At 45.4% G+C, this 14079-nt stretch carries 10 protein-coding genes; 9 read left to right on the top strand and 1 reads right to left on the bottom strand.

Annotated elements, in window-relative coordinates; genetic code table 11:
• Positions 1 to 9: 9 nt before the first annotated feature.
• The 9 genes from gdhA to NQ565_RS16295 all read left to right on the top strand — a co-directional run bounded on the left by gdhA (position 10) and on the right by NQ565_RS16295 (position 12842).
• Complete coding sequence (gene gdhA / locus NQ565_RS16335; protein WP_005657089.1) at positions 10 to 1347, top strand: NADP-specific glutamate dehydrogenase; 1338 nt, start codon at positions 10 to 12, stop codon at positions 1345 to 1347.
• A 199-nt stretch (positions 1348 to 1546) separates the two neighbouring features.
• Positions 1547 to 2218 carry an HmuY family protein gene (locus NQ565_RS16330; protein ID WP_005657087.1) on the top strand — a complete coding sequence of 224 codons (672 nt, stop codon included), beginning with the start codon at positions 1547 to 1549 and terminating at the stop codon, positions 2216 to 2218.
• 2 nt (positions 2219 to 2220) lie between these two features.
• Complete coding sequence (locus NQ565_RS16325) at positions 2221 to 4470, top strand: TonB-dependent receptor (protein WP_005657085.1); 2250 nt, start codon at positions 2221 to 2223, stop codon at positions 4468 to 4470.
• Between the two features lie 16 nt (positions 4471 to 4486).
• Positions 4487 to 8656 carry a cobaltochelatase subunit CobN gene (locus NQ565_RS16320; protein ID WP_005657083.1) on the top strand — a complete coding sequence of 1390 codons (4170 nt, stop codon included), beginning with the start codon at positions 4487 to 4489 and terminating at the stop codon, positions 8654 to 8656.
• A complete protein-coding gene (locus tag NQ565_RS16315; RefSeq protein ID WP_005657081.1) occupies positions 8656 to 9369 on the top strand; it encodes a hypothetical protein in 714 nt (237 codons plus the stop codon). Before NQ565_RS16320 ends, NQ565_RS16315 begins: the two co-directional genes overlap by 1 nt.
• 95 nt (positions 9370 to 9464) lie before the next feature.
• Positions 9465 to 10628, top strand: coding sequence for an IS4 family transposase (locus tag NQ565_RS16310; RefSeq protein ID WP_016660807.1), 1164 nt, complete (start codon positions 9465 to 9467; stop codon positions 10626 to 10628).
• A 64-nt stretch (positions 10629 to 10692) separates the two neighbouring features.
• Positions 10693 to 11292: a MotA/TolQ/ExbB proton channel family protein gene (locus NQ565_RS16305; RefSeq protein WP_005657079.1), complete on the top strand. Its 600-nt coding sequence runs from the start codon at positions 10693 to 10695 to the stop codon at positions 11290 to 11292.
• Positions 11292 to 11621 carry a DUF2149 domain-containing protein gene (locus NQ565_RS16300; RefSeq protein ID WP_005657078.1) on the top strand — a complete coding sequence of 110 codons (330 nt, stop codon included), beginning with the start codon at positions 11292 to 11294 and terminating at the stop codon, positions 11619 to 11621. The genes NQ565_RS16305 and NQ565_RS16300 overlap by 1 nt, the downstream gene beginning before the upstream one ends.
• 57 nt (positions 11622 to 11678) lie before the next feature.
• Positions 11679 to 12842, top strand: a complete 1164-nt coding sequence (locus tag NQ565_RS16295) for a M24 family metallopeptidase (protein ID WP_005657076.1) — start codon at positions 11679 to 11681, stop codon at positions 12840 to 12842.
• Between the two features lie 207 nt (positions 12843 to 13049).
• Here NQ565_RS16295 and NQ565_RS16290 read toward each other — a convergent pair whose 3' ends face one another.
• A complete protein-coding gene (locus tag NQ565_RS16290; RefSeq protein ID WP_005657075.1) occupies positions 13050 to 14048 on the bottom strand; it encodes a DUF3843 family protein in 999 nt (332 codons plus the stop codon).
• Between the last annotated feature and the right edge of the window lie 31 nt (positions 14049 to 14079).

Here is a 14079-nt window from a genome sequence, read left to right as displayed (position 1 = left end):
CGTAATATTATGAATATCGAACGTATCATGTCCTCTTTGGAGGCAAAGCATCCCGGCGAGTCTGAATATCTTCAAGCCGTAAAGGAAGTACTTCTTTCTATCGAAGATATCTACAATCAGCATCCTGAGTTCGAGAAAGCGAAAATCATAGAACGGTTGGTTGAACCCGATCGTATTTTTACTTTCCGTGTTACGTGGGTGGATGATAAAGGCGAGGTGCAGACTAATCTCGGTTATCGCGTACAGTTCAATAATGCTATCGGCCCGTACAAAGGCGGTATTCGTTTCCACGCTTCAGTAAACCTCTCTATCTTGAAGTTCTTGGGGTTTGAACAGACTTTCAAGAATGCTTTGACCACTCTGCCTATGGGTGGCGGTAAAGGCGGTTCCGATTTCTCTCCGCGCGGTAAGAGCGATGCGGAAGTGATGCGTTTCTGTCAGGCTTTCATGTTGGAATTGTGGCGTCACCTCGGTCCGGATATGGACGTACCCGCCGGTGATATTGGTGTAGGTGGCCGTGAAGTGGGCTATATGTTCGGTATGTATAAGAAACTGACACGCGAATTTACAGGTACTTTCACAGGTAAAGGTCTGGAATTCGGCGGTTCATTGATACGTCCTGAAGCAACCGGTTTCGGTGGATTGTATTTTGTAAACCAGATGCTGGAAACCAAAGGTATAGATATCAAGGGTAAGACGGTTGCTATCTCCGGTTTCGGAAATGTGGCTTGGGGTGCAGCTACCAAGGCTACCCAGTTGGGTGCTAAGGTCATTACGATTTCCGGTCCCGACGGTTATATCTATGACCCGAACGGCATCAGTGGCAAGAAGATAGATTATATGTTGGAACTCCGTGCATCGGGCAATGATATCGTAGCTCCGTATGCCGATGAATTCCCCGGCTCTACTTTCGTTCCCGGCAAACGTCCGTGGGAGGTGAAAGCCGATATTGCTTTGCCTTGTGCAACGCAGAATGAGTTGAATGGGGAAGATGCACAGCATCTGATTGATAATAAGGTGACTTGTGTGGGTGAAATCTCCAATATGGGATGTACCCCCGAAGCTATCGACCTCTTTATTGAAAACAAGATTATGTATGCACCGGGTAAGGCTGTGAATGCAGGCGGTGTGGCTACCAGCGGATTGGAAATGTCACAGAATGCAATGCATCTCAGTTGGAGTGCGGCTGAGGTAGACGAGAAACTTCATGCCATTATGCACGGTATCCATGCTCAGTGCGTGAAATACGGAACAGACCCCGACGGCTACATCAATTACGTGAAGGGTGCTAATATCGCCGGCTTCATGAAAGTAGCCCACGCCATGATGGGTCAGGGAATTATCTAAGGAAAAACTTTGTTTAGTTGTATTTGTATTTGTGGTTTGTGCTGCCTGCGCCTGTGAAGGTGCAGGCAGCACTTTTTTACTATTTGTGGGTATTATTGTTTTTAATATAGTTATTTATCGGTATTGTGCCAGCTACCTGTGCGATCTAACTTTGCAGCGTGAAAATTAATTTATTAACGCTAAAAAGGAATAAGCTAAAATGAAAATTAAAGATGTATTGGTCATGGCGGCCATCGGTTTATTAGGAGCAGCATGCAGTGATGACGATAATAAGGGTAGTCAATGGGGAGACGGAGTTGGAGGTACGAAAACGAATCTGGATGTATCTGCCTATGATAAATGGACTTATGTAAATCTGAAAACCGGAGAAACGGAAATACATCCGGATACAAGCGAATGGATTTATACGGATGGTTCGGTAAGCGAGCCAAAAGCGAAGGAAACTATCGGTATCGAATGGCATATCGCCATACACCGTTATGAGATAAAAACAAACGGTGGCATGGTTTTCGATACGGAGAAAACAAATATGAATGAAATTACGGAGTTGCCTGAAGGAGACTATAAAGCGGATGAAAACATAACAAACGAGGATGAAGAATATGCCATCATCACCGATATGAGCAAAATGATGCAAGGCAACGTCGGTTACGCCAAGACTGCAACTGTGAACAAAGTGTTGTGCAGTTGGGTGAAAAAGACGGAGACAGGTAGTATGCCTCCTACTATTTATGAACCGACAATGCATGTGATAGTTTTGAAGTGTAAGGACGGCAGTTGGGCGAAGCTTCAATTTACAGTTGCAGGAAACTCTGAAACGAATAAGAGCGGTTTTGTTACATTCAATTACGAATTTATCCCGATTAAATAAGAATGAGACGGGTTCTTTGTTCCTTACTTTTTTTGCTGGCAGCGGCAGTGCCCACTGTCTTTGCGGAGGAAGTGGACGAAAGGGATAGCAACCGTTATCGCTATTCCATATTGGGAGATGTCGTAGATGAAAACGGGCAGCCAATGCCTGGAGCTACGGTTAGGGTGCTGGAAACTACTTTCGGAGCAGGCACGGATAGCGACGGTGAATTTGTTATCCGTTTGGAAAATGCGAAAGAATATACGCTGTTGGTTTCATTCATAGGATACGAATCTCAGGAAGTAAAAGCGGTTCCGGCTGTACGTCCGCCGCGACTGCATATCCGATTGGTTCCTTCTTCTAATCAACTGAATGATGTAGTGGTAACCGGTTCGTTTGTTGCAAAACCGTTGAAAGAGGTACCTGTACTGACGCGTGTAATATCTCAAAAGGAGATTCAGGCACTCAATCCGATGAATGTCGAAACTTTGCTGCAATACGAACTGCCGGGTTTGCAGATTGGGTATAATTCCATGAGTCAGATGCCTGAGATATCTTATCAAGGCATGGACGGAGAGTATATGCTGTTTTTGATAGACGGCGAACGCGTAAGTGGGGAAGGAGCCGACCATAATGTTGATTTTACCCGTTTCAATGTAGACGATATCGAACGTATAGAAGTCATTAAGGGAGCCCAGTCCACAATCTATGGTTCCAATGCATTGGGTGGAGTCATCAATATCATTACAAAGACCGCCAATCGTCCCTTTAGCGGAAATTTGAATGCACGTTATGCCGGTTCCAACGGACAGAAATATACAGCTTCTACCGGTGTGAAGAAAAATCGTCTTACTTCTTATACCAGCCTTACCTATCGTACAAAAGATACTTATGAGATAGGTGATGAGGTAGGTAAGACCACCGTAACGGAAGGAAGTGACGGTTCTTCGGCAGAGAAGCAGGCAGATGCCGGTTCCACCACGGTCTACGGATACAACATTTGGGATTTTTTGCAGAAAATAGGATATACCTGCAATGAAAAGCTAAATGCGGATTTGAAAGGTTCGTTTTACCGCAATAAACGGGACAAGCGTGTGGGCAAGATGTACCAGGACATATTCCTTGATTATACCTTGAACGGTAAGGTAACATATCTTCCCGGAGAAAAACAGCAACTTGTAATAGGATATATTTATGATAATTATCAGAAGAACCAGGACTATTTCTTATCCGGAAAGAAAACTACGGATTACCGTAATATCAAGCAGACACCGCGTATCGATTATACCGGAACATTCGGCAAGCATACTGTCAGTGTCGGGTTCGAAGGTGACTTTGAGTACCTGAAACATTATATGCTGGAAGACAGCTCCCATGTTAACAACCAGTTGTACGCTTTCTATGCGCAGGAAGACTGGGATATCCTCGATGAGCTGAATATCGTGGCGGGAGTACGTGCCGACTATCATGAGAAATATCATTGGCATGTCACTCCAAAGGTTTCTTTACTGTGGCATTTTTGCGACCATGTCTCTTTCCGTGCCGGTTATGCACAAGGATTCCGTTCGCCTTCTCTGAAAGAACTCTACCAGGCATACGATATGGGTGGTATGGGTTGGTTCATGCTGTACGGTAATCCGGATTTGAAACCGGAAACCAGCAATCAAGTCTCTCTGTCCGGCGAGTTTACCAAGGGAGGGCTGAACATGTCGGTTTCTTTTGCCCACAACCGTTTCAGGAACAAGATAGCCTATATGTCATTGGGCGACGGTTCGAGCGACATGCAATATGTAAATGCCGATAACGCCAAAACTACGGCCTTGGAGACAATTTTGCGCTATCGTTTTGGTTTCGGGCTGATATTGACAGGTTCTTATGCCTATACGAACGACTATGAAGAGGTTGACGGACGGAATACTTCTTTGGTGCGCCCGCATACGGCAACTTTCAATGCTATGTATTCGCATAAGTTCGGAAAGATAGGTTTTAACTGTTCGCTGAACGGGCAGTGGGGGGCAAAGTTCGATACTTATACAAGAAACCAAAATGATGACGGTACTTATGCGTATGAAATAACCACTTACGATGCACGTACGATGTGTTCGTTGAATACCGGAGTTACCCTTCCGAAAGGCATATCCCTCAATCTGGGTATCGATAACCTGTTCAATTATAAAGACAAGGCTGCCGATAGTTCCCTGCAGGTTCCGCAAAAAGGAATCAGTGTAATAGGAACCGTAAATCTTAATATTGCAGATATGTTCGGGTTATAAATATTAAAATATCGATATGAAGAAAAAACAACTATTGGGGAGCGGCTGTGCGGCCGTCCTCGTGTTGCTGCTTATAGGTATCTGGAACTTATGGTTCAGTTCTACAAGAGTAGCATTTGTCAATTATCAAGTTATCAGTCTCGGACAAATATCCAAGGCTAATGATAATTCGTTTATAAAGATAGCAGAAGTCAGTACCGACGAACTGGATAAACTGACTTCTTATGACATGGTATTTATCAATGCCATGGGGATGAGAATAACGGAAGAACAGCGTGCGCAGATAAAGAAGGCTGCTGACGGCGGCTTGCCCATTCTGACCACTTCCGCCACCAATCCTGCCAATGAGATAATTTCGCTGGACTCTATCCAGGCCGACACTTTGAGAAGTTATCTGGGGAATGGCGGGCGCCGTAACTACCGTAGCATGCTGAATTATGTACGTAAGCATATCGATGGTAAGCTTATTTCGGTAGACGAACCTGAAGCTGTAACAGAACGCTCCAATGATATGATATATCATGCCGACCCGAAGAAGCCGGATGATGAAGAACTCGGTTTCAATACGATAGCCGGATACAATGCTTTCCTGCAGGAAAACGGGCTGTTGCAAGAGGGAGCTCCCCGTATCATAATCACTGGTATGATGGGCGAACCGGCAGACCTTATCCGGAAACTGGAGGAGACGGGTAATGTCGTTTATCCGGTACGGAGTATGAAAGGCTTCATTGGCAGGCACCAAATTGATTCGGTATCCCCCTCGGCAGTCATCAATATGGCGCACGGGCGCATGGGAGACTATATCGTGGATTACCTGACACAACAGAATATCCCGTTGTTTACTCCGCTGAATGTAAACCGGCTCGTAGAAGAGTGGGAGAACGACAAAATGGGAATGAGCGGCGGATTTCTCTCGCAAAGTGTCGTAACCCCCGAAATAGACGGGGCTATCCGTCCTTTCGCTTTGTTCGGACATTATAGGGATGAAGAAGGATTGCAGCATGCTTTTGCCATTCCCGAACGTTTGGAAACTTTTGTAGAGACGGTGAATAACTATATCAAGTTGCAGAACAAGCCCAATAATGAAAAGCGCGTGGCGATTTATTATTATAAAGGCCCGGGACAGAACGCAATGGCTGCTGCCGGTATGGAAGTTGCCCCTTCGCTTTACAACCTATTGCTGCATTTGAAGAAAGAAGGGTATAAGGTAGACGGCTTGCCGGCATCCTCCAAAGAACTGGAACGTATGATACAAGCACAGGGAGCTGTGTTCGGAACGTATGCGGAAGGAGCTTTCGACAACTTCATGAAGAACGGGCGTCCCGAGCTGATTACCAAAGAACAGTATGAAAGTTGGGTAAGGAAAGTACTCAGGCCGGAAAAATATGCGGAAGTCGTATCTTCCTTCGGAGAATTTCCCGGTGAGTATATGGCTACCGGCGACGGACGTCTGGGAGTTGCCCGCTTACAGTTCGGGAATGTGGTGTTGCTGCCGCAAAATGCCGCCGGAAAGGGAGACAATGCGTTTAAGATTGTTCATGGTACGGATGCCGCACCTCCTCACACTTATATTGCATCTTATTTGTGGACGCAGTTCGGTTTTAAGGCCGATGCGTTGATTCACTTCGGTACTCATGGCAGTCTGGAATTTACGCCGAAAAAGCAGGTTGCTTTGAGTAGTAACGACTGGCCCGACCGGCTGGTAGGCGCTTTGCCTCATTTCTATATTTATTCGATAGGAAATGTGGGAGAAGGTATGATAGCCAAACGCAGGGCATATGCAGGCTTGCAGTCTTACCTCACCCCTCCGTTCCTCGAGAGCAGTGTCCGTGGTATCTATCGTGAACTTGTGGAGAAAATTAAGATATACAATAATGCTGTCAGTGCTTGTTCTAACGGTGCGCACAAACAGGAATCCCGGAAAGATATGCGTAGCGAAGTCGATTTGCGCCGTGCTTCTTTGGCTGTGAAGGCAGTGGCGGTGAAGCTGGGTATTCACCGCGAGCTGGAACTGGACAGCGTACTCACCGTTCCTTATACGGAAGACGAGATTTTGCGTATCGAGAATTTTGCCGAGGAACTGGCTACGGAGAAAATAACGGGACAGCTTTATACAATGGGCATTCCTTATGAAGATGCGCGCATTAAGAGCAGCGTGTACGCCATGGCTACCGAACCGATTGCATACAGCCTGCTTGCCCTGGACAAACTCCGCAAACGCGCCGACGAAAAAACGGTGAAACACCGCGCTTTGTTCACACAGCATTATCTGAATCCTGCCCGTACTTTAGTAACCCGGTTGCTGGCTAATCCGGCTTTGGGAACGGACGAGCTCATCTGCCGTGTGGCGGATATCACGCCCGACGAACTTGCCAAAGCCCGGAAGATGGAAAAATCGCGTAATGCGCCGCAGGGCATGATGGCGATGATGATGGCTATGGGAGACGGAGAGAAAGCCCCAATGAAGAAAATGCCTTCTTCCGTAGAATATACCAAAAAAGAAATCACTTTTGCTTTGGCAGTCATGGAAGTCGAGCGCACAATTAAAAATGTCGGAGAATATAAAAAGGCACTTATAGAAAGTCCGGAAAAAGAACTGCTCAGCATGACGAATGCATTGAACGGCGGATATACCCAGCCTTCACCGGGGGGCGACCCGATAGTAAATCCCAATACCTTGCCTACCGGACGCAACCTCTATGGAATCAATGCAGAGGCTACCCCGAGCGAGGCGGCATGGGAGAAAGGCATACAGTTGGCAAATAATACAATCGAGATGTATAAACGCTGGCACAATGATAGCATTCCCCGTAAAGTAAGCTATACGCTGTGGAGCGGCGAGTTCATCGAGACGGAAGGGGCCACTATCGCCCAGATACTCTATATGCTGGGTGTGGAACCTCTGCGGGATGCTTTCGGCCGTGTTACGGATTTGAAACTCATCCCCTCGAAAGAGCTGGGACGCCCGCGTATCGATGTGGTAGTACAGACGAGCGGGCAGTTGAGGGACATTGCAGCTTCCCGCCTGTTCCTTATTAACCGAGCGGTTGAAATGGCTGCCCATGCAAAAGACGACCAGTACGAAAATCAGGTTGCTGCCGGAGTGGTCGAAGCAGAACGGGTATTGATAGAAAAAGGTCTGACTCCTAAAGACGCCAGGGAGATTTCTACGTTCCGCGTGTTCGGAGGAGCTAACGGCGGTTATGGAACCGGTATCCAGGGTATGGTGATGAGCGGTGACCGTTGGGAAAGCGAGAAAGAAATAGCAGATACCTATTTGAACAATATGGGTGCTTACTATGGTAGTGAAAAGAACTGGGAAGCCTTCCGTCAATTCGCTTTCGAAGCTGCGCTGACACGTACGGATGCGGTTATACAGCCTCGCCAGAGTAATACGTGGGGAGCATTGAGCCTCGACCACGTGTACGAGTTTATGGGCGGGCTCAACCTGGCTGTTCGTAATGTGACGGGAAAAGACCCGGATGCTTACCTGAGCGATTACCGCAATCGCAACAACTTCCGCATGCAGGAGGTCAAGGAAGCTATCGGAGTGGAGAGCCGTACGACTATCTTCAATCCTACCTATATCAAGGAGAAAATGAAAGGAGAAGCAGGTGCTGCAAATACATTTGCCGAGATTGTACAAAACACATATGGCTGGAATGTGATGAAGCCCAAAGCTATCGATAAGGAAATGTGGGATGAGATATATAATGTGTACGTAAAGGATAAGTTCGGCCTGGGCTTGCAGGAATATTTCGAGCAACAGAATCCGGCAGCTTTGGAGGAGATGACTGCTGTTATGCTGGAAACTGTGCGCAAGGGGATGTGGAGAGCCAGCGAGCAGCAAGTGGCCGATATAGCCAAGTTGCATACTGATTTGGTAAACAAGTACAAACCCTCCTGTTCCGGCTTTGTTTGCGACAATGCCAAGTTAAGGCAGTTCATTGCTTCGAAAACCGATGCGCAGGCAGCGGCGGAATATAAGAAAAACATTGTTCAGATACGTGAAGTTGCCGCATCCGATGACAAGAAAGGGATGGTGATGAAAAAAGAGGAGATGGCTTCTACCGCAGAAGAACAGACCAATGTACTGAGCAATATGATAGTCGGTTTGGTAGTAGTGCTTGCTATCGTCGTACTGCTGTTGCTCGTCCGTCATCGTCGTAAAAAACTACAGGAATAATGGAAACGGTTGTTTTTGTACTTATGATATTGGTTTGCTTCAACTTCATGTTGAAGCAAACTTATCGTAAATTAAGGTCGGTGCTGGTAATATCCGTCATCTGTGCCTTGTTTGTAGGGCTGATGTGGCCTTATGCTATCGAGCAGTCCAAAACCCAGATTGCCGACTGGCTGGCTAATCCTGCACTGATGCTCGATACCTCCGTTGTACTGAGCGTGGAAGTGGTTCTGCAGATGACCTTCTGCATGCTGGCTGCACATATCCAAAGTGCCGGACCTGTGAAGAAGCGCGTGCTATGGGCTTATAAGGCACTGCGCTGGTTTCCGGGTATTTTAGTTTTTCCGGTACTGTTCTGCGGCTTGGTTGCATTGATATTCTCCTTTCCCGGGGTATCCTTTTCCCTGATTGCCTGGAGCATGGCAGCGGCGGTATTCGTATTGATACCTGCCGGGAGCTTCCTTTTGCGCTGGTTACTGCCCGAAAAAGAACTTCGGCTGGAATTGCTTTTCCTCGCCAATGCCCTGATTGCTATTTTGGGAATTATCGCTACTGTCAATGGCCGTACGGCAGTGAAAGGAATAGACGAGGTAGACTGGGGAGCGTTGGCAGGCTTGACAATCCTGCTTGTTGCCGGTGCATTGGTCGGAATGATTTTAAGAAAAGTGAAATTGAAAAGACAAACTCACTACTGTCCCGTAAAAGTGGATAAATAGTTCTTTGAAATTATTGAAATATAGTCAATTACACGGTTTTTTGAAATGAAACGGACTTGATTTTGCAACTTTGCAGTCTAATACAAATGGCTGCTATGTTCCAAGACAAATACGTATTCTCTCAATTAACCGCTTTTCTGAACAGGACTCAGTTCAACAACTATGTTCGCAAGTATGATGGCAACAGATATGTGAAACATTTCACTTGCTGGAATCAGATGCTCGCGATGATGTTTGGACAACTGAGTAACCGTGAGAGCCTGCGAGACTTAGTCGTTGCTTTCGAGGCGCATAGGGCCAAGCAATATCATCTTGGTTTAGGTCGTGAACCGATAGCCAAGACAACTCTTGCGACAGCGAACCAGAACCGTGATTACAGAATCTTCGAAGACTTTGCATTCTATATGATGAAGGAAGCCTGCGAGAAGCGGACGACCAACATCCTTGACATTTCCGGAAAGAAATATGCGTTTGATTCAACAACGATTCCGTTGTGTCTTGCAACATTCCCATGGGCAAAGTTCCGAAGCAAGAAAGGAGGGGTGAAAGCTCATGTCTTATACGACATTGAAGCACAAGTTCCTGCCTTCTATACTGTAACTACTGCATCAAAGCATGATTCCACAGCAATGTCTTCAATCCATTATGAACCAAATGCTTATTATATATTCGACAGGGCTTATGACTCCTTTAAAGAACTCTATAGGATACATCTTACAGACTCTTTCTTTGTTGTCAGAGCCAAGACGAACTTAAAGTATAAGACAGTCAGATGGAAGCGAAGAATGCCAAAGAACATAATGACAGATGCGGAAGTGAAACTGACCGGATATCTCTCCGAGAAAAAATATCCTGAGTCATTCAGACTCGTCCGATATTACGACGAAGAGGATGACCGTGAGTTCACTTTTTTGACGAATGCAAAACAACTTTCTGCACTGGATGTCGCCGATCTTTATAAGAAAAGATGGTTAATCGAGCTGTTCTTCAAATGGCTCAAGCAGCATCTCAAGATAAAGAAATTCTGGGGCACAACAGAGAACGCTGTTCGCATACAAATCAGTGTGGCTATTATCACGTACTGTCTTGTGGCTATTGTCCAACATGATATGAAGTTGAAACGTTCAACCTATGAAGTTTTACAAATTCTCAGCATATCATTGACTGACAAAACCCACTTGCGTGACCTGTTCGACAAGACTAATTTCAATGATGTCAAAGATCTAAATGATCCCCTGATTCCGGGGCTTTTTGATTAATTGTTTAACTCGTCCCATTTTAACGGGACACTAATGAGACAAACTAACTAATTAAATAAAAATTATGAATTACATTTCAGACATTCTCTATTGGATATCTACAGGGCTTCTGGTTCCTGTTATCGTATTGTTGATTATTCTTTTCGGACGTTCGGTCTTGCTCCTCGGAAATTTTTTCGGGCAATACCTGGCTATCCGTAAGACCGATGCCTTGCTGCGCAAGGAGTTGGATGCACTGACTCCTGAAACAGTTTCGGAGCTGGGCGGACACCTCTCCAAGAAGAACAACTCTTTGGTGGTTGCTTACATTCACCGTATTATCGAGATGAAAGACAGTCCGGCGCACGTGCAGCGCCTGCTTGCCGATTTTGAGATAGCGGCGGATAAAGATTTGGCAATATCCAAGACTCTAACCAAAATGGGACCGATGTTGGGATTAATGGGAACGCTGATTCCAATGGGTCCGGCACTTGTAGGGCTTTCCACCGGTGACATTGCCTCGATGGCCTACAATATGCAGGTGGCATTTGCCACTACGGTTGTCGGGCTGTTCTCCAGTGCTATCGGGTTTATAACACAGCAAGTCAAGCAGCGTTGGTATTTGCAGGATATGACTAATCTCGAATTTCTCTCTGAATTGTTAAACCAAAATCAAAAAGAATAATGAAAAGGCGTTTGCTGAGAAAAGAAGAAGATAGCGACCCGATGAGTGTGGTAAGCAATCTTTTCGATGTTGCAATGGTATTTGCCGTAGCACTTATGGTTGCATTGGTGAGTCGTTACAATATGACCGAGATGTTCAGTCAGGAAGATTTCACTATGGTAAAGAATCCTGGAAAAGAGAACATGGAGATTATTACGAAAGAAGGTCAGAAAATCAATAAATATACTCCGTCGGAGAATCAGGATGCCAAAAGCGGTAAAAAAGGCAAAAAGGTAGGGATTGCTTATGAGTTGGATAACGGCGAGATTATTTATGTGCCCGAAGAGTAATTCCATTGCACCTAAAATTATTACCTTTGCTGCTCGAAATTTATAAATAACTAAGAGATGTTACAACCGGAATTAAAATTAAGACGTGATAAGATACGTGCCCTCATGGCCCAACAAGGTATCGATGCGGCACTTATTACCTGCAATGTAAACTTAATCTATACGTATGGTTGCGTAGTAAGCGGCTATTTATATCTGCCGTTGAATGCTCCTGCGCGTTTGTTCATAAAGCGCCCTAACGATATTGAGGGCGAGCATATTCATCCTATCCGTAAGCCGGAGCAAATAACCGGATTATTGAAAGAATGCGGTCTTCCTTTGCCGGTCAAGTTGATGCTGGAGGGTGACGAACTACCCTTTACGGAATATAATCGTTTGGCTGCCTGCTTTCCCGAAACAGAGGTCGTGCCTTGCGGCACTGCGTTGATTCGTCAGGCACGAAGCGTAAAAACTCCGATGGAAATCGAAATGTTCCGTCGTTCCGGAGCTGCCCATACAAAGGCATACGAACAGATTCCCTCGGTTTATCAGCCGGGAATGACCGACCGTCAATTATCTGTTGAAATAGAACGGTTGATGCGTCTGGAAGGTTGTTTGGGTATTTTCCGCGTATTCGGACAGAGTATGGAAATCTTCATGGGAAGTCTTTTGGCCGGTGACAATGCAGCGGTTCCTTCTCCGTATGATTTTGCATTGGGCGGCAAAGGGCTTGATCCTTCATTGCCCGGTGGCGTGAGCGGCACTCTCCTGCAAGCGGGGCAATGTTTCATGGTGGATATGGGTGGAAACTTCTATGGTTACATGGGCGATATGAGCCGTGTGTTCTCCATTGGCAAGTTGCCGGAACAGGCCTATGCTGCACATCAGACGTGTTTAGAAATACAAGAGGAGATTGTGGCAATGGCAAAACCGGGAACTGTTTGTGAAGATATGTATAACAAGGCTATTGAAATAGTAACGAAAGCCGGTTTTGCGGATTATTTTATGGGAGTAGACCAAAAGGCAAAATTCATAGGGCATGGCATTGGTTTGGAAATAAATGAAATGCCTGTATTGGCTCCTCGTATGAAGCAGGAATTGGAACCGGGTATGGTTTTTGCTTTGGAACCCAAGATTGTTTTACCCGGTATAGGTCCTGTCGGAATTGAAAACTCATGGGCAGTAACCACCGACGGCCTTGAGAAACTGACTTTGTGCAAAGAAGAAATCATAGAATTATGATGGATAATTAGCGATTAGTGGTTAGTGATTAGGTTGGTAATTACGTCGCATGACAGTCGCTAATCGTTAACCGCTAATCACTAATCACTAACCGCTTACTTCACCCTTCTGTTTAATTGGTTATTAGCCTTGGACGGTTTTGATTTTCCGATTCTTTTTCCTGTCGGTTTGGCTTTTTTGTTCCGGTTAGGGTGCGATTGTGCGTTTTTATTCCCCTTCATAATATTCACATAGATAATAACGGGCGATAAAGTCCCAATTTTGCTGTAGTATTTCTTTGCCGTTGTCAAATGGAAATTGCACATCGGGTAATATTCCTTTGAGCATACCGTACTTTATTAAGTCGAACGGGCAGGCTCCCGGGCGGCAAAAGAGTTTGTAGCCTTCGGCAGCAGCGCGTTTGGCATTGTACATCGGGTTGTGCTCTTCACAAAAATAGGCAGCTACATCGTGGGCTATTAGCATACCTTTGGCATTGGCGTATATTACGAATTCTTTCTTGTACTGTAAGTCAGGAAGTAAAGCAGAACGGGTATTTTCCCATTTTAGAACTTCAACAAAGAATTTGCAGAGTTCTTTATAGGTAGCAAAATATAATAAAGGTTTGCCACCGCTGTATTCCAGACAATGCTCCACATCCTTGCTCAGTTTTGTTTCAGGAGTGATTTCGGGAAGAGGAACAAAGGGCATATCTAACAAATCCGGTCCCATTACCCATAAAAAAGAAGAAGTTTTTTCATTGATAGGCGCTTCTTCAAATTTTTCGTCCATCATTTTATAAGCTTCCTGAGCTAAAGCCAACAAGTCCTTATCATACGGATTTTGTAACGTATATTCATCCGGTCCATAGAGTGCGAAGTGTGATTTTAATGTCCACAGTACAAATGCTATATCTTCCGGATTGATTTCATCGGGGATGTAGCTGTCGGATAGCGGATAGAAGGGAAGGTAGGTATTATACTGTTTGTAGTATAATTCGGTGAATGTCTTCCAACCGCCGGTCTGGGCAATTACATCCTGAAAATACATAGTGAGTGATACTGTGGCATCTTTCTGCGCATAGTCATCTTCCTTGAATAGAGGAGATTGCTTTACTAACGATAGGATACTTGTTGAAAAATTGAGATACCATTGGTCGCCGGGTAGTACACGTGTACGTTCGTTGGCAGCCAACCATTGTTTCATGGGAATAGGAACTGGCTTCATTGCTTGTTTACTTTTAATGTATGAATAATAT

This window comes from Bacteroides stercoris ATCC 43183 (assembly GCF_025147325.1).
In the GTDB taxonomy this organism is placed as follows: Bacteria; Bacteroidota; Bacteroidia; order Bacteroidales; family Bacteroidaceae; genus Bacteroides; species Bacteroides stercoris.
The sequence above is the reverse complement of the archived record's forward strand: the minus strand, read 5'-3'. Positions and strand labels throughout refer to the sequence as shown.